The sequence below is a fragment of the Trabulsiella odontotermitis genome (genome assembly GCF_001188485.1).
Taxonomy (GTDB): Bacteria; Pseudomonadota; Gammaproteobacteria; order Enterobacterales; family Enterobacteriaceae; genus Trabulsiella; species Trabulsiella odontotermitis_A.
This window is the reverse complement of record NZ_JNGH01000108.1, coordinates 1-19,832: the sequence shown is the minus strand read 5'-3', so window position 1 is coordinate 19,832 and position 19,832 is coordinate 1. Positions and strand designations below refer to the sequence as shown.

At 55.9% G+C, this 19,832-nt stretch carries 17 protein-coding genes and 3 pseudogenes; 15 read left to right on the top strand and 5 right to left on the bottom strand.

The genetic code is table 11. The features are described 5' to 3' along the window. The first annotated feature begins 12 nt into the window (after positions 1-12). The 6 genes and pseudogenes from GM30_RS18925 to GM30_RS18900 all read left to right on the top strand — a co-directional run bounded on the left by GM30_RS18925 (position 13) and on the right by GM30_RS18900 (position 7,421). On the top strand, positions 13-888 hold the full coding sequence (locus tag GM30_RS18925) for an oxamate carbamoyltransferase subunit AllH family protein (protein ID WP_072094179.1): 876 nt from the start codon (positions 13-15) through the stop codon (positions 886-888). After that, complete coding sequence (gene fdrA / locus GM30_RS18920; RefSeq protein ID WP_049849887.1) at positions 866-2,413, top strand: acyl-CoA synthetase FdrA; 1,548 nt, start codon at positions 866-868, stop codon at positions 2,411-2,413. Before GM30_RS18925 ends, fdrA begins: the two co-directional genes overlap by 23 nt. After that, positions 2,413-3,731 (top strand): annotated as a pseudogene (locus GM30_RS18915) (YlbE family protein). The gene fdrA and the pseudogene GM30_RS18915 overlap by 1 nt, the downstream one beginning before the upstream one ends. Positions 3,732-3,742: 11 nt before the next feature. Further along, the gene (locus tag GM30_RS18910) at positions 3,743-5,302 is read left to right on the top strand and encodes a hypothetical protein (protein WP_049849886.1); all 1,560 of its coding nucleotides are present in this window, start codon (positions 3,743-3,745) and stop codon (positions 5,300-5,302) included. Beyond that, positions 5,287-6,027: pseudogene (locus GM30_RS18905) on the top strand (carbamate kinase); the annotation flags it as partial. The gene GM30_RS18910 and the pseudogene GM30_RS18905, both read left to right, overlap by 16 nt. 11 nt (positions 6,028-6,038) lie before the next feature. Then, a complete protein-coding gene (locus tag GM30_RS18900; protein WP_049849885.1) occupies positions 6,039-7,421 on the top strand; it encodes an amidohydrolase family protein in 1,383 nt (460 codons plus the stop codon). Between the two features lie 33 nt (positions 7,422-7,454). Here GM30_RS18900 and GM30_RS18895 read toward each other — a convergent pair whose 3' ends face one another. Both GM30_RS18895 and GM30_RS18890 read right to left on the bottom strand, forming a co-directional pair. After that, positions 7,455-8,087: a LysE family transporter gene (locus GM30_RS18895; protein ID WP_049849884.1), complete on the bottom strand. Its 633-nt coding sequence runs from the start codon at positions 8,085-8,087 to the stop codon at positions 7,455-7,457. A 266-nt stretch (positions 8,088-8,353) separates the two neighbouring features. Continuing rightward, positions 8,354-8,665 (bottom strand): ArsR/SmtB family transcription factor, encoded by a 312-nt coding sequence (locus tag GM30_RS18890; protein ID WP_049849883.1) that lies wholly within the window; start codon positions 8,663-8,665, stop codon positions 8,354-8,356. Between the two features lie 202 nt (positions 8,666-8,867). On the opposite strand from GM30_RS18890, the gene GM30_RS18885 reads away from it, so the two are divergent. From GM30_RS18885 to GM30_RS18870, 4 genes are read left to right on the top strand one after another with little or no spacing between them, the layout of a single operon-like run. Continuing rightward, positions 8,868-9,857, top strand: coding sequence for a ScbA/BarX family gamma-butyrolactone biosynthesis protein (locus GM30_RS18885; protein WP_049849882.1), 990 nt, complete (start codon positions 8,868-8,870; stop codon positions 9,855-9,857). A 6-nt stretch (positions 9,858-9,863) separates the two neighbouring features. Further along, on the top strand, positions 9,864-10,517 hold the full coding sequence (locus GM30_RS18880; protein WP_049849881.1) for an HAD family hydrolase: 654 nt from the start codon (positions 9,864-9,866) through the stop codon (positions 10,515-10,517). Beyond that, positions 10,514-11,746, top strand: coding sequence for a cytochrome P450 (locus tag GM30_RS18875; protein ID WP_049849880.1), 1,233 nt, complete (start codon positions 10,514-10,516; stop codon positions 11,744-11,746). The genes GM30_RS18880 and GM30_RS18875 overlap by 4 nt, the downstream gene beginning before the upstream one ends. Beyond that, the gene (locus tag GM30_RS18870) at positions 11,746-13,182 is read left to right on the top strand and encodes an MFS transporter (protein WP_049849879.1); all 1,437 of its coding nucleotides are present in this window, start codon (positions 11,746-11,748) and stop codon (positions 13,180-13,182) included. Before GM30_RS18875 ends, GM30_RS18870 begins: the two co-directional genes overlap by 1 nt. Before the next feature lie 80 nt (positions 13,183-13,262). On the opposite strand, the gene GM30_RS18865 is transcribed toward GM30_RS18870, so the two are convergent. The 3 genes from GM30_RS18865 to idnK all read right to left on the bottom strand — a co-directional run bounded on the left by GM30_RS18865 (position 13,263) and on the right by idnK (position 14,402). Continuing rightward, a complete protein-coding gene (locus GM30_RS18865; protein WP_049849878.1) occupies positions 13,263-13,535 on the bottom strand; it encodes a GNAT family N-acetyltransferase in 273 nt (90 codons plus the stop codon). An 11-nt stretch (positions 13,536-13,546) separates the two neighbouring features. Continuing rightward, positions 13,547-13,777, bottom strand: coding sequence for a 4Fe-4S mono-cluster protein YjdI (gene yjdI / locus GM30_RS18860; protein WP_049849877.1), 231 nt, complete (start codon positions 13,775-13,777; stop codon positions 13,547-13,549). A gap of 103 nt (positions 13,778-13,880) precedes the next feature. Continuing rightward, positions 13,881-14,402 (bottom strand): gluconokinase, encoded by a 522-nt coding sequence (gene idnK / locus GM30_RS18855; RefSeq protein ID WP_049849876.1) that lies wholly within the window; start codon positions 14,400-14,402, stop codon positions 13,881-13,883. 217 nt (positions 14,403-14,619) lie between these two features. Between idnK and idnD the strand changes: the two are divergent. The 5 genes and pseudogenes from idnD to GM30_RS18830 all read left to right on the top strand — a co-directional run. Continuing rightward, positions 14,620-15,611 (top strand): annotated as a pseudogene (gene idnD / locus GM30_RS18850) (L-idonate 5-dehydrogenase). A 23-nt stretch (positions 15,612-15,634) separates the two neighbouring features. Further along, positions 15,635-16,399, top strand: coding sequence for a gluconate 5-dehydrogenase (gene idnO, locus GM30_RS18845; RefSeq protein ID WP_049849875.1), 765 nt, complete (start codon positions 15,635-15,637; stop codon positions 16,397-16,399). A 63-nt stretch (positions 16,400-16,462) separates the two neighbouring features. After that, on the top strand, positions 16,463-17,782 hold the full coding sequence (locus GM30_RS18840) for a gluconate:H+ symporter (protein ID WP_049849874.1): 1,320 nt from the start codon (positions 16,463-16,465) through the stop codon (positions 17,780-17,782). A gap of 79 nt (positions 17,783-17,861) precedes the next feature. After that, entirely contained in the window at positions 17,862-18,860 is a 999-nt protein-coding gene (gene idnR / locus GM30_RS18835) for a DNA-binding transcriptional regulator IdnR (RefSeq protein WP_049849873.1), read from the top strand. Positions 18,861-19,284: 424 nt separating this feature from the next. Then, positions 19,285-19,832: GMC family oxidoreductase N-terminal domain-containing protein (locus GM30_RS18830; protein WP_193391790.1), on the top strand; the 548-nt coding region annotated here is incomplete at its 3' end.

Here is a 19,832-nt window from a genome sequence, read left to right as displayed (position 1 = left end):
ATACGGCAGTGCGTGCAGGCGTTAACGGCAGATGAGGACTTTCTCACACAGAGAATAAGCGGCAGGGTTGAACAGGTTTTTTCCCGGGCGGTAAATCTGTTTATTCCCCACACGCAGCAGTTGCTGACACTACTCAGCGAAGGCTGCGACAACGCGCCGAACAGCTGTCGGCTGGCGCTCACGCAATGCGACACCCTGTTCCGGCCCGGCGAGCAGGTGCAGTTTAGCGATTCAGGGATTGCGGTAGGCGAGGACAAATGGATAGACACATCCGCCTGTCAGCGCTGGCTGGCGCCGAAGTGGGCGCTTACCGCAGAACAATTTCAACAGATCCCCTGGCAGCGATGGAGCGAGGTTATCCATCAGCAGCTAAGGGAAAACGAGACCTTATTTCTTTATCGCGGCGACAACGTTTTTTATCAGGAAATCGCCCGCGTATTACAGAAGCGGCGGCAGGCGTTATATCAGGCACTGCTGCAGAATAACAATGTGGAAAACGCCGTCGCACAATGTATTGGCCTGGGCATCGGGCTAACGCCGTCGGCGGATGATTATCTGGTGGGGCTTGGGATTATTTTATTTATCCGTGGACACCCGGCGGAAAAATATCGCGAGGCCTTTTTATCGGCGCTTCACCGCGCCAGAAATAATACCACGCTGTTAAGTGCTGTAACATTAGACGCCGCCTTTCAGCAGCGTTATCGGGAAAGTCTCGGGCGATGTATTGCCGATATTATTACCGAACCAAACCTGGTTACGCTTCAAAACATCACCGTCATTAAAAATATCGGTTCAAGTTCAGGCTGCGACATGCTTTATGGCATGGCGGACGCCTGCGCCCTGAGCCACTGGTCCGGAGGGAATTATGTCAATCAGGATAGTTGTTAAAAAGAACACGTATTTTGATTCCGTCTCGCTAATGTCAATTTCCACGCGTGCCAATAAACTCGACGGCGTCGAGCAGGCATTTGTGGCAATGGCGACGGAAATGAACAAAGGCGTGCTGAAAAATCTCGGCTTGCTGACGCCTGAGCTGGAAGAGGCGAAGAATGGCGATCTGATGATCGTCATTAAAGGTGCCAGCGACGCGGCCAACGAGGCATCGCTGGCCGCGATCGATGCTCTGTTCACCCACAAAGAACAGGGTGGGCAGCACGAGGCGCGCTACGCCACCATCGCCAGCGCGAAAAAACACCTTCCTGACAGCAATCTGGCGGTGATCTCTGTCAACGGCCTGTTCGCCGCCCGCGAAGCGCGCCAGGCGCTGCAAAACGATCTCAACGTGATGCTGTTCTCTGACAACGTCTCCATTGAGGACGAACTGGCATTGAAACAGCTGGCCCACGAAAAAGGGCTGTTGATGATGGGACCGGACTGCGGAACGGCAATCATCAACGGCGCGGCGCTGTGTTTCGGTAACGCGGTGCGCCGCGGCAACATCGGTATCGTCGGCGCGTCCGGCACCGGCAGCCAGGAGCTGAGCGTCCGTATCCACGAATTCGGCGGCGGCATTTCACAGCTGATTGGCACCGGCGGTCGCGATCTGAGTGAGAAAATCGGCGGCCTGATGATGCTTGACGCGATTGGCATGCTGGAAGCCGATCCGCAAACGGAAATCATTGCGCTGATCTCTAAACCGCCTGCACCGGCAGTGGCCCGTAAGGTACTGGAGCGCGCACGCGCCTGCAAAAAACCGGTGGTGGTGTGTTTCCTCGGTCGCGAAGCGCCGCCTGCGGACGAAGCCGGGTTGCAGTTCGCCCGAGGCACTAAAGATGCGGCGCTGAAAGCGGTGCTACTGACCGGTATCAGGAAAGAGAGCCTGGATCTGCATCCGCTCAACCTGTCGTTGATTGAAGAGGTGCGCACCCGCCTGACGCCACAGCAGAAGTACATTCGCGGTCTGTTCTGCGGAGGCACGCTGTGCGATGAGGCGATGTTTGCCGCGATGGAAAAACACGCCGAGGTATACAGCAACATTCACCCGGATCCGGCGCATCGCCTGACCGATCTCAATCGCAGTATCGGCCATACCTTCCTCGACTTTGGCGATGACGATTTCACCAACGGCAAACCGCACCCGATGATCGACCCGACCAACCGTATCAGCCGTCTGTTGCAGGAAGCGCGCGATCCGGAAGTGGCTGTGATCGTAATGGATTTCGTCCTCGGTTTCGGTTCGCATGAAGATCCGGTCGGCGTGATGATCGACGCCATCAAAGAGGCCAAAGCGATAGCCAAAGCGGAGGGTCGCCCACTGGAAATCCTCGGCTATGTGCTCGGTACCGATATCGACACACCGTCGCTGGCGCAACAGTGTCAGATGCTGACCGATGCGGGGGTGATCTGGGCGAGCAGCAGCACCAATACCGGATTGCTGGCGCGTGAATTTGTGATGAAAGGGGAGGAAGCCTGATGAGCCAGTCACTGTTTAGCCAACCGCTGAACGTTATCAACGTTGGCATCGCCATGTTCAGCGACGATCTGAAAAAACAGCATACGCCGGTCACTCAACTCGACTGGACGCCGCCGGGGCAGGGCAACATGCGAGTGGTTGAGGCGCTGGATCAGATTGCCGATTCCCCGCTGGCGGACAAAATCGCTGCCGCCAACCAGCAGGCGCTGGAGCGCATTATTCAGTCTCACCCGGTGCTGATCGGCTATGACCAGGCGATCAACGTTGTGCCGGGTATGACGGCAAAAACCATTCTGCACGCCGGGCCACCGGTGCGCTGGGAAAAGATGTGCGGCGCAATGAAAGGTGCGGTCACCGGGGCGCTGGTGTTTGAAGGGCTGGCGAAGGATCTCGACGATGCTGCAGAACTGGCGGCGTCCGGGGAAATCACCTTCTCACCGTGCCACGAGCACGATTGCGTGGGCTCGATGGCGGGCGTTACCTCTGCGTCCATGTTCATGCACATCGTGGAAAACAAAACCTATGGCAACCGCGCTTATACCAACATGAGCGAGCAGATGGCGAAGATCCTGCGCATGGGGGCCAACGATCAGAGCGTTATCGACCGTCTGATCTGGATGCGCGATGTGATGGGGCCGATGCTACGCGACGCCATGAAGCTGGCGGGCGAAATCGACCTGCGTCTGATGCTGGCGCAGGCGCTACACATGGGCGACGAATGCCACAACCGCAACAACGCCGGTACCGCGCTGCTGATCCAGGCGCTGACGCCGTGGATTATCCAGACCGGTTATCCGGTAGAGCAACAGCGTGATGTGTTCGAGTTCGTACTGAGCAGCGACTACTTCTCCGGCCCGACGTGGATGGCGATGTGTAAAGCGGCGATGGACGCCGCGCACGGCATCGAATACAGCACCGTCGTCACGACGATGGCGCGTAACGGCGTTGAGNNCTCGATATCGGCGACAGCGCGATCACTGAAACCTACGGCATCGGCGGGTTTGCGATGGCGACCGCACCGGCCATCGTGGCGCTGGTGGGCGGCACCGTCGAAGAGGCGGTCGATTTCTCACGCCAGATGCGTGAAATCACCCTCGGCGAAAACCCGAACGTCACCATTCCCCTGCTCGGTTTTATGGGGGTGCCGACCGCCATTGATATCACGCGGGTGGGGGGCAGTGGCATTTTGCCAGTGATCAACACCGCGATTGCGCACAAGGATGCGGGTGTCGGAATGATTGGCGCGGGAATTGTGCATCCGCCGTTCGCCTGTTTTGAAAAGGCCATCCTGACATACCGCGATCGCTACTCTTTATAAGGTCAGCATCCATGAAAAACATGAAACTGGAGTGGAAAAGAGGTGACTGGGCAGCGTATTTCGGGTTGATGACCAACAACCTGACCAACCTGCTGACCATGATGGGCCTGCTCATTTTTGTGGTCGGCATTCCGAAAGAGATTGTTTATGGGCGTATCGCGCCCGCGTTCGGGCTGGCGGTGCTGGTGGCCAGTATTTGCTATGCCTGGTTCGCCATGCAGATGGCGCGCCAGACCGGGCGCACGGACGTCACGGCGCTGCCGTCAGGGCCCAGCGCGCCGTCGATTTTCACCGTTACGTTTCTGGTATTGATGCCGGTTTATCAGCAGACCAAAGACGCCGATTTCGCGATTCAGATTGGCCTCGTCTGGTGCTTTGTGGAAGCGCTGATCCTGGCGGGCGGCTCGTTCCTCGGCGAGACGATTCGCAAGATGATCCCGCGTACGGTGCTGCTCTCCTGCTTGTCCGGCCTCGGCCTGCTGTTGCTGGCGATGAACCCGATGCTGCAGGCGTTTGAAGCGCCGACGGTATCGTTCATTGTGCTGCTGCTGATTTTCATCAACTGGTTTGGCAAGAAAGCTATTTTTGCCCGCATCCCGACCGGGCTGCTGTTGCTGGTGGCGGGGACGGCGCTGGCGTGGATTTCCGGTCTGCAAAGTCCGGAAGCGATCAAAGCCTCAATGTCCTCGTTCGGCTTTAACCCGCCAGAACTGCACGTTGACAGCTTTATGCAGGGGCTGCCGCACGCGCTGCCGTACCTGGCGTCAGCGGTACCGCTGGGGCTGGCAAACTACATTTTTGACCTTGAGAACATCGAAAGCGCCCACGCGGCGGGCGATGAATACCCGACCCGTAAGGTGATGCTGGCCAACGGCCTCTCGTCGATGCTCGGCTGCCTGTTAGGCAACCCGTTCCCGGTGACGGTATACGTGGGCCACGCAGGCTGGAAAGCGATGGGTGCCAGCATCGGTTACACGCTGGCTTCCGGCGTCACCATGTTCCTCGTGCCGCTGTTCGGGCTGGGCGCATTTATGCTCGCCATCATTCCGATGACCGCCATTGTGCCGATTCTGGTGTTTATTGGCGTCGTTACCGCCAACCAGGTGGTGAGGGAAACGCCGAAAGTGGAGGTACCCGTCATCTTCATCTGTCTGTTCCCGTGGATCGCCAACTGGGCGCTGACCATGATGAACAGCGTGATGGGCGCGGCGGGAACCTCGGCGGCGAAGATAGGCACCGACGTGCTGCACAGCAAAGGCATTTACTACGAAGGACTGATGCATCTGGGCAACGGCGCACCGCTCGCCAGTATGCTGTGGGGCTGTATCGCCATCTTCTCGATCCTCAACAAACCATTGCGCGGCGCGGTCTCCGCGGCCTGTGGCGCGCTGCTGTCGCTATTCGGCGTTATCCACTCGCCAATGGTCGGCTTCGCTGAGGGCAGTTCAATGATGTTCGTCATCGCCTACCTGATGATGAGCGGCATGTTTGTCCTGAAACATATCCTCGATAGCCGTGAAGTGGCGCGCGTTGAGCCGGGTGCCATCGTGANGGCGAGGGCCTGCCGCTGACGCCGCTGGCGAACTGTGTTGCTGATACGCAAGGTGGCATTGGATATCTCATTCAACAGGCACTGAATAACCGTCTGGCGCGTCACGGCGAGCAGAAAGCGGTCACCGTGGTCACGCAGGTGGAAGTGGATAAAAACGATCCGGGGTTTACCCGTCCAGCCAAACCGATCGGCGCGTTCTTCAGCGAGTCGCAGCGTGATGAACTGCAGCAGGCGCATCCGACGTGGCACTTTGTGGAGGATTCCGGGCGCGGTTATCGCCGGGTCGTCGCCTCGCCGGAGCCGAAGCGCATTGTGGAAGCGGAAGCCATCAAAGCGCTGACGCAGCAGGGGTTTGTGGTGATCGGCGCCGGTGGCGGCGGGATCCCGGTCATTCGCAGCGAACAGGGCGATTATCAGAGCGTGGACGCCGTGATCGACAAAGATCTCTCCACCGCGCTGCTGGCGCGTGAAATTCGCGCCGACATTCTGGTGATCACCACCGGCGTGGAAAAAGTCTGCATTCACTTTGGCAAGCCCAACCAGCAGGCGCTGGATACGGTCAACATCGCCGACATGACACGATATATGCAGGAAGGGCATTTCCCGCCGGGCAGTATGCTGCCCAAAATCGTCGCCAGTCTGGCGTTCTTACAGCACGGCGGTAAACGGGTGATTATCACCACGCCGGAAGCATTGCCTGCCGCCCTGCGGGGCGAAACAGGCACCCATATTGTCCATAGCTGAAGGATCAAGAGATGAAGGAAAATAATAGCCGCCGTGAATTTCTGAGCCAGAGCGGCAAAATGGTCACCGCGGCGGCACTGTTTGGCTCGGTTGCGCCGGTGGCGTATGCTGCCGGTACCCCCCGAGAAAACGGCGTAGCGAAAGGGACCGTGAACATCAACGACAAACATTACTACCTGGACAACGTGCTGCTGGAAACCGGTTTTGAGTTCGACGGCAGCGTACCCGTCCATACCACGACCGCCCTGCAGACCCTGGAAATCAGCGACGGCAAAATCGTCGCGTTGCGGGACAACAAAAGCCACCCGGACGCCACGCTGCCGCGCTACGATGCGGGCGGCAAGCTGATGCTGCCAGCCATGCGTGACATGCATATCCACCTCGATAAAACTTTTTATGGCGGCCCGTGGCGCTCGCTGAATCGCCCGGCGGGCACCACCATTCAGGACATGATCCGCCTGGAGCAAAAACTGCTGCCGGAACTGCAACCTTATACCCGGGAGCGTGCCGGTAAGCTTATCGATCTGCTGCAGTCGAAGGGCACCACCGTGGCGCGCAGCCACTGTAATATCGACCCGGTTTCCGGGTTGAAAAACCTCGAAAATCTGCAGGCGGTGCTGGCTCAGCGCAAGCCCGGTTTTGACTGTGACATCGTGGCGTTTCCGCAGCACGGTCTGCTGCTGTCGAAATGCGAACCGCTGATGCGTGACGCGATGCAAGCCGGGGCGCACTACGTGGGCGGTCTTGACCCCACAAACGTTGACGGCGCGATGGAAAAATCCCTCGACACCCTGTTTCAGATTGCGCTCGACTATGACAAAGGCGTCGATATTCACCTGCATGAAACCAGCCCGGCGGGGGTGGCGGCGGTAAATTACATGGTGCAAACGGTCGAGAACACCCCGGCGCTGAAGGGCAAACTGACCATCAGCCACGCCTTTGCGCTGGCAACACTCAACGAAAAACAGGTGGATGAACTGGCAACCCGCATGGCGGCGCAGCAGGTAACCATCGCCTCCACTGTGCCAATTGGCACCCTGCATATGCCGCTTAAGCAACTGCGCGATAAAGGCGTGTTCGTGATGACCGGCACCGACAGCGTGATCGACCACTGGTCGCCGTACGGTCTGGGCGACATGCTGGAAAAAGCGAACCTCTACGCGCAGCTGTATATTCGCCCGAACGAAGGCACGCTGTCCCGTGCGCTGTCGTTTGCGACCGGGGATGTACTGCCGCTGAACGACAAAGGGGAACGCGTGTGGCCGAAAGCGCAGGATGACGCCAGCTTTGTGCTGGTGGACGCCTCCTGCTCGGCCGAAGCCGTCGCGCGCATCTCGCCACGCACCGCCACCTTCCACAAAGGGAAGATGGTGTGGGGAAGCGTCGGCGCATAACAGGCGTGGAGCCCTTTCCGCACGGAGGGGGCTTTATTTCCGCATCACCCCTTCCCAGATTAATTTCATAGCAAACAGGCCAATGACCGCGCCGATCACCCGGCTGGCGATGCGCTGCATGCTGGCGTAGGACCGCCGGACGGCAGGCAGAGAGAAAGCCTGGCTGAGGAACAGTCGCCAGGTAATGGAGCTCAGTACAATCCCCAGCCACGCCAGCAGTTTGGCCCATGTCGGCGTCTGGGCGCTGAGAGTAACGGAGAAGATACTGATAAAAAACAGCACCGTCTGCGGGTTAGAGAGACAGGTGATGGTGCCGGTGCGAAAAAAGACATACCACGGCGCGACGATGGGGCGGGTCAGCGCAGGTGTCATCGGTGATGGCTGGCGGCGCATGCTCTTGTACGCAAACCACAGCAGGTACAGGCCGCCGCCAATTTTGATCGCCGAAAAGAGCCCTTCGCACTGGGTGATGAGCGTCGCCATGCCGAACAGCCCTAAGCCGGAGTAGAGCGCATCGCCCAGCGCCACGCCAAGCCCGGTGAGCACGCCTGCCCGTCGCCCGGAGGCGAGGCTGGTCTGCACCACCACGAACAGATTCGCGCCGGGGTTGAAGAAGGTCAGGACGAACAGCCCGACGGTGAGCAAAATGGCGTGTAACGGTTCCATGGCGAATTCACCTGCGTTGAATACTCAGTTAAATCATAGCGGTAAGATAACCCCGACGCTGCGAAGGCGGTCACGGGCTGGTGCGGCGTGCGGAAAAGTGCAAAAAAAGAATAAACACAAACACAATGTGAAAAGAAATAGAACAGGGGCTTCTGGCTGAACTTATTCAGAACAGCCAGAAGTTTATTCCACTGATATGTATTAGATAATGATAATCACACACTCAGTGTGTTATTTTCCGGAGAAACTCCATAGCACAATGATTATTAATTGTCAGTATGACGAATAAGCTGAACCAGGCCTGGAAGCTCGTGTTCAATTTCATCCCACCGCAGCACGGCGACTGCCATGTTACCCTTGTCAACGACGCGGATCAGCCCCGCTTCACGCAACACTTTGAAGTGATGTGAGCGAGTGGCGCGCGTGACGGTGAGCCCAAACGTGGAGCAGTGACGCTCCGCTCCCGGGCTGTCAGCCAGCAAACCCCGCACAATGGTCAAACGGACCGGATCGGCGAGGGCTTTAAATACTTTAACTATATCAAAGGGTAACACTTCTTCACTTGCCTTTTCTTCCATTCTTTCTCCTGATTTACAGATTTCTCTTAACAGATTCTTGACAAAATTCCAGGAATCCTGAATTTTATATGTGTTCGATGAGTATCGAACGTACGCGTGGGGTGATACGTACGATGTGTGGCGAACGATTAATGGTTATCTTACTACGACTCAGCAAGATAACCCTAATCCTGAGATTATTGATTGATTTAATGGGGTTAACATGTCTTTCATCGAAGATGTTGAATCAGAATTCATAATCAGGACCGGTTCATATAATTATCAGAACACCATACCGAAATCTTGTGTGCATCGTGCGGCAGTGGGCGAAGTCTTTTTAACAGACATCAGAAAAATCCACGATAATAAATACATAACCGCCGGGTATTTACCCAAATCACATATTTATTTTAACGATCTCCCGTTTCGAAAATCGAGTGAACGGGTGTATGACGCGATCCTGTTACTGGAAATTTGCCGTCAGACATCGATTTACGTCACGCATAACTTTTTCGCCGTGCCCTACAGCGCCAAATTTGTCTTTGACGATGCCGATTTCACGCTCTTTGAAAGTGAAATTCCATACAAAACGGAATGCTCAAACGTCATTGTCGAAGTCGATATTATCGAGCGTAAATTCAGAAAATCAGAACTGACCGGTCTTATTTTCCGCATGGATATTTATGTCGATGGGCTGTGCTGCGCACAGAAAGTCATGAATATTTCGTGGATGGATGACAAGAAATGGCACCGCCTGCGCAGCCAGCGCCCGCTGGAGAATCACGACTATTCCGCCGTGGTACCCGCTGAGATGCTGGAAGTGGGGCGCCAGTTGCCGCTGAACGTGGTTATCGGCAATGCGGATATCAGCGAGCCCGGCATCACCACCACGGTGATTGTCGACCAGTCGCACCCGTCCATTTTTGACCACCCGCTCGACCACGTGCCGGGCATGCTGTTGATGGAAGCCTACCGTCAGACCGCGCTGCTGGCGATGCGCAGTCGGCTGGGCACCCGCTGTTACGATCTGGTCATCAGCCGCTACAACGTCAGTTTTACCCGCTTCTGTGAATTTAATTCGCCCGCGTATTGCCATGCGTTGCTGGGTGAAATTTATCTGACGGAAGATAAAAAAAGCACCGTCATTCCGATGACGATTTCTCAGGACGAGAAAACAGTCTCCACGGCTGAACTCACCATTACCTTTAAGTAAAACAGTATGAAAATTATTTGGTTTGATTTTGGGGGCGTGCTGTCGCCATCGATTCCGGATCTCTTTACCTCGTATTATCTGAAAACCGGCATTCCACCTGCCATATTGCAGCGTGGAATGAAAGAGGTTGCCGACGATATGAATATGGGCGTGTTGACGCCCATCGAAAAAGCGCTGATCACCGAAGCCGAGTGGGGCGCGCGGATCCGGCAAAAAATCGCGCTGTCGTCGCCGGAACTTGATCTCTCGCGGGCGCAACTGGAAATGTTCGGCGCGCAGTGGTTCGACGGTATCTTACCGAACCAGCTGATGATCGACCTGTTTCATAAAGTGAAAGACGCCGGGCTGATGGCCGGGATCCTCACCAATAACGTGGTGGAATGGGAAGATCACTGGAAGCGGGTGATTGGCATCAGCGAGCTTGCGGATGTGATTATCGACTCCTGCAAAGTGGGCTACCGCAAACCCGAAGCAGAAATTTTCGACATCGCGACCAAACGGGCGGGCGTCCGCCCGGACGAGTGCCTGCTGATCGACGACATGCTGGAAAACTGCATGGCCGCCGAGCGCAGCGGCTGGCGAAGCGTGCACTTCAAAGAGAGTTCCAGCGTGGTGGCGGAGTTAGCCGGCCTGCTGCAAAAACAGGAGATCGTCCTATGAGCGTGATGCCTGAAGCCTTTCCGTCCGTTGCCGATATTCCGCATTACGACTGCACACCCGGTTATCAAACCTTGCAACCCGCCACGTATCAGCAGGCCGGGAAAATCAGACTGCTGAGCGGCCACGAGGCCTGGCATGTGATTAACTATCACGACGTCAAAAAAGTCCTCACCAGCAACAGCTGCCTGCGCGGCCCGTCCAACCTTCCCGATGCGCCCAGCATTCTTCCGACCCTGACGCCGAAAGATCTGCTGCTTAATCTCGATTTTCCGCATCACTCGCGCATGAAGCGTTTTGTGGCGAAGGACTACAGCGCCAGCGGACTGGCGTGGCTTGAACCGCACATAGTTGATGCCATTGAAAATCTGATGCAGCACCCGCTTGATGCATCGCGTTTTGACCTCTATCAGGATGTGCTCGACCCGCTGGCAGTGCAGATCAACTGTCTGCTGCTCGGCATTCCGTTAGAAGAAAAAGAGTACTTTCGTGTACTGAGCGTGACGGTGCAAAAAGCCAATCCGCAGCAGGTGGACGATCTGATTGAGAAGTTTACCGCGCTCTACACCTACGTTCGCGAGCACGTCACCGGCGTTCGTCAGCATGACGACGACGGGCTGATCGCCCGTTTTGTGGCGATGCGCGACAGCGCCACGCCGCCGCTCAACGACGATGAAATCACCGCGATCCTGCTCGGTTCGCTGCTCGGCGGCGATCAAAACACCCTCACGGTGATGACCAAAATTTTCTACGCCCTGTTGTGCACCGGCACGCTGTGGCAGCAGGTGGTGGCGGAGCCGGAGACTATTCCGCAGGTGGTGGATGAACTGATTCGCCTCACCAACCTTGGCACCGCGTCGGCGTTTCCGCGTATCTGCAGCGAAGACATTGAACTCTCCACAGGGCGCATCCCGGCAGGCGCGACGATTTTCCCCGACGTGTTTCTCGCCAACCGCGACCCGGAGGTTTACCCGCAACCATTGACCATTAATCCGTTCCGCAACGGGCCGCGCCATCTGCAGTTTGGCTACGGCATGCACCACTGCATGGGACAGGAACTGGCGAAACTGGAAATCTGCACGGCAATAAAAGCCATAAGCCGCCTTGCGCCCGATTTGCAGTTAGCCCCCGACGTATTACCGGAAAATTTCATCTGGAATGAAGGCATTATTCTCAGGAGACCTGCACAGCTCCCGGTTTGTATTACCCGTAAACAAGGCTCAATAAAATAATGGAAACACAAGTTGTCGAAGCAAAATCATCGCATAGCATGATCCTGGCCTGCATTCTGATTGCAGTCTTCGTCGTGCCAACCTCCATTTCCGGGACAGCCATTGCGCTGCCGGCGATCAGTGCGGATCTCCATTCGCAGACCGCGTCGCTGCAGTGGGTGGTGAATGCGTTTAACTTAACCTTCGCCAGTTTCACCCTGGCGTGGGGCGGGCTGGCTGATGTGTTTGGTAGTAAGCGCTCGTTCATCGCCGGGGCGAGTCTCTATTTTCTCGCCTCACTGCTTTCCTGGCATGCCGACAACATCTATGTGCTGGATGCGGCGCGTGCGCTGGCCGGGATTGGCGGTGCGGCGATTTTCTCCTGCGGTAGCGCCATTCTGATCCAGACCTTCAGCGGCGCGCAGCGCACCCGTGCGTTTGCCCTGTTTGGCACCACCGCCGGGCTGGGCATCACCTTCGGGCCGACCATTTCCGGCTGGTTGCTGAGCATCGCCGGATGGCGCGATATTTTCATCGTCCATGCAATTGCGCTGTTTGTGGTGCTGCTGTTGACCAGCGCCGTTCCGGCAGCCGCAAAGCGCGCGGAAAAACCGTCGCTTGATGCCGCGGGCATTGTGCTGTTTATCGTGGCGCTGTTCCTGCTGATGACTGGCATCACCCAGGGCGCAGAGCGCGGCTGGACGGATAACCTCACGCTGAGCCTGTTTGGCGCAGGCGCGTTGATTCTGGCGCTGTTCGTGCTGGTGGAGAAAAAAGCCGCGCATCCGATGGTGAATTTCTCTCTGCTGGGTAATCACTATTTTCTGTCGATGATTATGATCCCGGTGGTGGCGAGCTTCTGCTTTGTGACCCTGCTGACCTGGTTCCCGACCTGGCTTATCGCCGTGAAAAGCCTGTCGCCGCTGGAGTCCGGGCTGGTGATGCTGGCGCTGACCACGCCGGTGCTGGTGCTACCGCTGGTGGCCGGGAAACTGGTGACCCGCGGCGTGTCTGCGGACGTGCTGCTGATTGCCAGCCTGGTGCTGTTTATCGTCGGTCTGCTGCTGCTGTGGGCCTTCAACGCGGGGGATATCTCGCTCGGTGAAATCATTATCATCCTGCTGCTGGTGGGTGCCGGAATGGGGCTGTCCGCCGGGCTGGTGGACGGCATCGCGCTGAGTGTGGTTGATCATCACGAAGTGGGCNCGCTGATGACCACCGGCATTTTCCACGCGCTGGCGTCGCAGCCGATGCCGGAAGGGGAGTCGGGCAAACAGTTTATCGCCGATGTGGTGTCAGGTAATGCTTTCGCTCGCGTCTCCGGTCAGGAATCCTCAATTCTGGAAAATATCTATACCCAGGCCTTCAGCCACACGCTGCTGGTGCTGCTGGCTATCTCCTTAGTTGCGTCGCTGTTTATCGTGCTGATGATGCGCAATAAGGCGGCGAAAGCGTAACGTTTTGCTGTTGTGGGGACGGTAGAGGGAAGTATCGTTTCAGGGATGAGTTGCGCACCGGTGTGAGCCGGTGCGTTTTTTTATGCGCGAATATCGTCGTATTCACGGGTTTTATCAAATTCATGCTTTGCAAACGGGCAAAGCGGAATGATTTTGCGATTCTCTTTGCGCATTTTCTCGACCACGCGGGCCACCAGCTGTTTGCCCACGCCTTGCCCTTTCAGGCTGGCGTCAACGTCGGTATGTTCAATGATGCTAAGATGCTCGCCCGTCGGGACGAAGACAATCTCCGCCACCTGCTGGCCCTGCGCGTCGTTGACGTAGAATTTGTTGTGACCTTCCAGTATTTCCATCATCTTCTCGCTTATTTGTGTCGATATTGCAGCGCGCCGCTGGGGCAGGTATCAATCACGCTCATCACGGTAGTAACTTCTACCTCGTCGGGCATGATCCACGGTTTACGCTTGAGATTGAACAGCTGATGGCTGCCACGCACGCAGTTGCCTGAATGCTGGCAGATGGCGGTGTTGAAATAGACGTCGATTTTCTCACCGTGATAAACCCGGTAGCCCGCGTCCTCAAGTTCCTTATCCATAACATTGCCTCTGAGTAATCTTTTTATTCATTTCGACAATTAGCATAGCCGTTTTGTCGCCGCAGAGGCATGCCGGAATCAGGTTGACGCGGGCGTTTTTTCGTTACTGTTGATGGCGGAAGCCTTCCACCGCCTGGCGGCACTGTTCCACCACCTCATCCACGCCGTGATTGGCATCGATGCGCGCGACGTCCTGCTCAGCGCTGGTCGGGCATTCCAGCGCGTCAAACTGGCTTTTCAGCAGCGCGACCGGCATAAAATGGCCTGCGCGCTGGCGCATGCGTTCAAGAATGGTGTCGTAATCACCGTCCAGCCACAGGAAATAAACGTTCGGGCTGCCTTTGCGCAAAATATCGCGATACTGTTTTTTCAGTGATGAGCAAACAATAAAGCCGGTTTCATTTTTGCGATACAGGCTGTAAGAGGCATCATTTAATCTTTCCAGCCACGGTAAACGATCTTCATCGGTTAATGGCGTGCCATGCGACATTTTATCAATATTTTTAGCAGGATGGAGATCGTCACCGTCAATAAATTTTGCCGATAATAATGTGGCGATTTTACTGCCAATTAATGATTTCCCGCTGCCTGCCACACCCATCAAAATATAACTTTCACCCGCCATCAGAATTCCCCTGAGTCACTATTTTCTGACGCGATACTACGCCAGCGCAGCGCGCAGGTTTACTCTTTTTTCAGGTCAGTCATGAGAATTTAAAGACGTATCACGTTATGCGTAACATTGTAGTGTAACAATTTTTTAATGTGATTTTCATCACAAATTGGCGCAAATAAAACCGTTTTAATGCCGCTGAGGTTAATGCCTGACCAGTGAGGAACATATGAAGGTTAAAACACAATCCTGCGTTGTCGCGGGCAAGAAAACTGTTGCCGTTAGCGACCAGGAAATAGAATGGAATAATAAAGGAACGCTCGTGCAAATAACGCGCGGCGGTATTTGTGGCTCTGATTTACATTATTATCAGGAAGGCAAGGTCGGTAATTTTACTGTCAAAGCGCCGATGATCCTTGGCCATGAAGTTATTGGTAAAATTGTGCATACCGATTCCGCAGAATTAAAAGAAGGCCAGACCGTCGCGGTGAATCCATCAAAACCGTGCGGCCATTGCAAATATTGCCTTCAGCATGAAGAAAACCAGTGTACGGAAATGCGTTTCTTTGGCAGCGCCATGTATTTCCCGCACGTTGATGGCGGATTTACCCGTTACAAAGTGGTCGATACCGCCCAGTGCATTCCGTTCTCAGCGGACGCCAATGAAAAAGTAATGGCGTTTGCCGAGCCGCTGGCGGTCGCTATCCATGCGGCGCATGAAGCAGGGGATTTACAGGGCAAGCGCGTCTTTATTTCCGGCGTCGGCCCGATTGGCTGCCTGATTATCAGCGCAGTGAAAACGCTCGGCGCGGCGGAAATTGTCTGCGCCGATGTCAGCCCGCGTTCGCTGTCGCTGGCGGCCCAAATGGGCGCCGACACGCTGATTAACCCGCAGCATGACGATCTCGCGCCGTGGAAAACCGAGAAAGGCTATTTCGACGTCAGTTTTGAAGTTTCCGGCCATCCGTCCTCCATCACCACCTGTCTCGACGTGACCCGCGCCAAAGGCGTGATGGTGCAGGTCGGCATGGGCGGGGCAGTGCCGGAATTCCCGATGATGATGCTGATCGCCAAAGAAATTTCCCTCAAAGGATCGTTCNNAATAACGTTATCGATCCGCTGCCGCTACTGAGTGGAGAATACCCCTTTACTGAACTTGAGCAGGCGCTGAAATTCGCGGGCGATAAAACGCAGGCCGCGAAGGTCCAGTTAGTTTTTTGAGATATGACAAAAGGAATATAAGCATGAACGATCTTTTTTCTCTTGAGGGCAAAAATGTCCTGATTACCGGCGCTGCTCAGGGTATCGGTTATTTGCTGGCGACCGGGCTTGGCAGCTATGGCGCGCAGATTATCGTTAACGATATCACCCAGGAGCGTGCGGCGGCGGCGGTGGATAAGCTGCAGAGTGCCGGCATTCGCGCCGTAGCGGCACCGTTCAACGTCACCTGTAAACAGGAAATTGACGCGGCTATCGCGAAGGTGGAAGCGCAGGTCGGCCCCATCGATGTGCTGGTGAATAACGCCGGGATCCAGCGTCGCCACCCGTTCACGGAATTCCCGGAACAGGAGTGGAATGACGTGATTGCCGTCAACCAGACCGCGGTTTTCCTTGTCTCGCAAGCGGTGACCCGGCGGATGGTCGAGCGTAAAGCGGGCAAAGTGATCAACATCTGTTCGATGCAGAGCGAGTTGGGCCGCGACACCATCACGCCGTACGCCGCGTCAAAAGGGGCAGTGAAAATGCTGACCCGTGGCATGTGCGTGGAGCTGGCGCGCCACAACATTCAGGTCAATGGCATTGCGCCGGGCTATTTCCAGACCGAAATGACCAAAGCGCTGGTGGAAGACGAAGCCTTCACCGCCTGGCTGTGTAAACGTACGCCTGCCGCGCGCTGGGGCGATCCGCAGGAGCTGATTGGCGCTGCGGTGTTCCTCTCCTCGAAAGCGTCCGATTTCGTCAACGGGCATCTGTTGTTTGTCGATGGCGGCATGCTGGTTGCCGTCTGACGCCATCGCAACCCTGTGCAGCGCGCAAGCGCTGCTTTTCTGGCACTGATAAGAGATACGACTATGCCTTTAATAATAATTGCAGCAGGCGTTGCACTGCTGCTGGTGCTGATGATTGGCTTTAAGGTCAACGGTTTTATTGCCCTTGTACTGGTTGCCGCAGTGGTCGGTTTTGCGGAAGGGATGGATGCGCAGGCGGTTCTGCATTCCATTCAGGGAGGGATCGGCGGAACGCTGGGTGGGCTGGCGATGATCCTCGGTTTTGGCGCGATGCTGGGGCGGATGATCTCCGATACCGGCGCCGCGCAGCGTATCGCCACCACGCTGATTGCCACCTTCGGCAAAAAACGCGTGCAATGGGCGTTGTTGATCACCGGTCTGGTGGTCGGCCTGGCGATGTTCTTTGAAGTCGGTTTCGTGCTGCTGTTGCCGCTGGTGTTTACCGTGGTGGCGTCTGCCGGGCTGCCGATGCTGTACGTTGGTGTGCCGATGGTGGCCGCGCTGTCGGTGACCCACTGCTTTCTGCCGCCGCACCCCGGCCCGACCGCGATCGCGACGATTTTTGAAGCCAACCTCGGCACCACGCTGCTGTATGGCCTGATTATTACTATTCCGACGGTGATTGTGGCCGGTCCGCTGTTTTCCAAACTGCTGACCCGCTTTGAAAGAACGCCGCCGGAAGGGTTATTTAACCCGCGGATTTTCACCGAAGAAGAGATGCCGGGCTTCTGGAACAGTATTTTCGCGGCAATAATGCCGGTGATTTTGATGGCTATCGCGGCCGTGTGCGAAATCACAATGCCGAAAACCAACAGCGTGCGCGTGTTCTTCGAATTTATCGGTAACCCGGCGGTGGCGCTGTTTATTGCTATCGTGATCGCGATTTTCACCCTTGGGCTGCGCAACGGGCGTAACCTGGAAAACGTGATGGAGATGGCGGCGGATTCGATTGGTGCTATCGCGATGATCGTCTTTATTATCGCTGGCGGCGGCGCGTTCAAGCAGGTGCTGGTGGACAGCGGCGTCGGGCAGTATATTTCGCAACTGATGACCGGCACGTCGCTGTCGCCGTTGCTGATGTGCTGGACCGTTGCCGCCGTGCTGCGTATCGCGCTGGGGTCGGCGACCGTCGCGGCGATCACTACCGCAGGTGTGGTGTTACCGATCATCAGCGTGACCCATGCCGATCCGGCATTGATGGTGCTGGCGACCGGGGCCGGGAGCGTAATTGCCTCGCATGTCAACGATCCGGGATTCTGGCTTTTTAAAGGCTATTTCAACCTCAGCGTGGGCGAAACACTGCGCACCTGGACGGTGATGGAAACATTAATTTCATTCATGGGCTTAATCGGTGTTCTGAGCCTGAACGCTATTTTGCATTAATCATTTGGTGTACAACTGAGGGAAAGGGCGCCGCTTTCCCTCAGCGCCAGCCGGGACAGGCGTTGAGTCCGGAGAGATGATGAGAAACCACAGGATATCATTGCAGGATATCGCCACCCTGGCGGGCGTCACTAAAATGACGGTCAGCCGCTATCTCCGTTCGCCGAAAAAAGTGTCGAAAGAGACCGGGGAACGCATCGCCAGAATCATGGAGGAGATCAATTACGTCCCCAATCGCGCACCGGGTATTTTGCTGAACGCGCAGAGCTACACCATCGGCGTATTGATTCCCTCCTTTCAGAATCAACTGTTTGCCGACATTCTCGCCGGGATCGAGTCGGTGACGTCCGGGCACAATTATCAGACGCTGATCGCCAACTACAATTACGACCGCGAGTCGGAAGAGGAGTCGGTCATCAACCTGCTCTCGTATAATATTGACGGTATTATTCTGTCGGAGAAATTCCATACGCTGCGGACAGTGAAATTCTTGCGCTCCGCTAAAATCCCTATCGTTGAACTGATGGATCTGCAGGGCGAACGGCTCGACATGGAAGTGGGGTTCGACAACCGTCAGGCGGCGTTTGACATGGTGACCACCATGCTCGACAAACGCCAGCGCCGCCAGATTATCTACCTCGGTTCGAAAGACGATATTCGCGATGAGCTGCGCTTTCGCGGCTACTGCGACGCCATGACCGGGCGCGGTCTCGAATCGCACCGCATCAACCCGCGCGCCAGCTCGTCGATTAACCTCGGCATGCAGCTGATGAGTGAAGCCCTCAGCCGATTCCCCGAGACCGATGGCGTGTTTTGCACCAACGACGACATCGCCATGGGCGCGCTGCTGCTGTGCTTCGAACGGGGAATGGCGATACCGGAGCAGATCTCCATCGCCGGGTTCCACGGCCTGGAGATGGGCAAGCAGATGATCCCAAGCCTGGCGAGCGTCATTACGCCGCGGTTCGACATTGGCCGTATGGCCGCGCAAATGTTGCTCGACAAGTTAAAAAACGACGATCTCAACCACAATACCGTGGATTTGGGATATCAGATTTATCACGGCAATACGTTGTAATTCCCTTTCTTCGCCGCGCGCCTCTAAGAATTATCCTGCTTTTTATTTTCCCCCATCCTTAAACCTCACGTCCTGTGGGCTTATAAGAAAAAGATCTGAATTGTTCATAAAAGTGACTATTTACATTGTTTATTATCGCGGCATATTAATTGTCACAAGATGTTAACAAGTTTGGCTTAGGGTGAAACATTGTTCTGCTTTTGTCGGGGGGTATTTTCCGGACACCCCTTTAAACCCGGCAAAGGCGTAAAGAATTGCTTTTCATGCTTCCCAAATACTGCCGCGTTTGCTGGCACGGACCGGGTAGTTGATAGAGGTACGATCCTTCTCAGCACAGGTATGCAGTAAAGAGATTGTCAGGGAGCACGATCGCAATAGTTGTGGTTGGAAGAACTCTTACTGTGAATATCTATGAGGACATAAAATGAGCGTTGATTCTATCAGCAAGATCGGTGCTGCAGATGATCACGGTTCGCTTACCTTCGGGCTTAAGTCGAACTATGACTTCATTGTCTGCGGTGCAGGTTCAGCCGGGTGTGTCGTTGCCGCACGTTTATCCGAGCTGCCGGGTGTACAAGTCTTGCTTCTTGAAGCGGGCGACGATGATGTCAGCCCAACCATTTCCGACCCTGGTAGTTGGCCGTTGAATCTGGGTTCCAAATACGACTGGAATTTCGTCGGGGAACCGAATCCCCATCTCAACGGGCGGCGGCTACCCCTGAACATGGGAAAGGGGCTGGGCGGTGGTTCAAGCATTAATGTGATGGTCTGGTCGCGTGGTCATAAAACCGACTGGGATTTCTTTGCTTCGGAATCAGGTGATTCGGGCTGGGAATACGAGTCCATTCTTGGCTATTACCGGCGGATCGAAAACTGGCAGGGCGCGCCCGACCAGCGCCGTCGCGGCACCGGCGGCCCGGTGTATGTCGCCCCTGCGGCGGAACCGCAGCCGTTGGTGCATGCCACGCTGCA

What these genes read in the sequence shown, in the direction of transcription:
- fdrA (WP_049849887.1), top strand. Translation starts at nt 866, where the DNA reads ATGTCAATCAGGATAGTTGTTAAAAAGAACACGTATTTTGATTCCGTC.
- GM30_RS18900 (WP_049849885.1), top strand. Translation starts at nt 6,039, where the DNA reads ATGAAGGAAAATAATAGCCGCCGTGAATTTCTGAGCCAGAGCGGCAAA.
- GM30_RS18895 (WP_049849884.1), bottom strand. Translation starts at nt 8,087, where the DNA reads ATGGAACCGTTACACGCCATTTTGCTCACCGTCGGGCTGTTCGTCCTG.
- GM30_RS18890 (WP_049849883.1), bottom strand. Translation starts at nt 8,665, where the DNA reads ATGGAAGAAAAGGCAAGTGAAGAAGTGTTACCCTTTGATATAGTTAAA.
- GM30_RS18885 (WP_049849882.1), top strand. Translation starts at nt 8,868, where the DNA reads ATGTCTTTCATCGAAGATGTTGAATCAGAATTCATAATCAGGACCGGT.
- GM30_RS18880 (WP_049849881.1), top strand. Translation starts at nt 9,864, where the DNA reads ATGAAAATTATTTGGTTTGATTTTGGGGGCGTGCTGTCGCCATCGATT.
- GM30_RS18875 (WP_049849880.1), top strand. Translation starts at nt 10,514, where the DNA reads ATGAGCGTGATGCCTGAAGCCTTTCCGTCCGTTGCCGATATTCCGCAT.
- GM30_RS18865 (WP_049849878.1), bottom strand. Translation starts at nt 13,535, where the DNA reads ATGGAAATACTGGAAGGTCACAACAAATTCTACGTCAACGACGCGCAG.
- yjdI (WP_049849877.1), bottom strand. Translation starts at nt 13,777, where the DNA reads ATGGATAAGGAACTTGAGGACGCGGGCTACCGGGTTTATCACGGTGAG.
- idnK (WP_049849876.1), bottom strand. Translation starts at nt 14,402, where the DNA reads ATGGCGGGTGAAAGTTATATTTTGATGGGTGTGGCAGGCAGCGGGAAA.
- idnO (WP_049849875.1), top strand. Translation starts at nt 15,635, where the DNA reads ATGAACGATCTTTTTTCTCTTGAGGGCAAAAATGTCCTGATTACCGGC.
- GM30_RS18840 (WP_049849874.1), top strand. Translation starts at nt 16,463, where the DNA reads ATGCCTTTAATAATAATTGCAGCAGGCGTTGCACTGCTGCTGGTGCTG.
- idnR (WP_049849873.1), top strand. Translation starts at nt 17,862, where the DNA reads ATGAGAAACCACAGGATATCATTGCAGGATATCGCCACCCTGGCGGGC.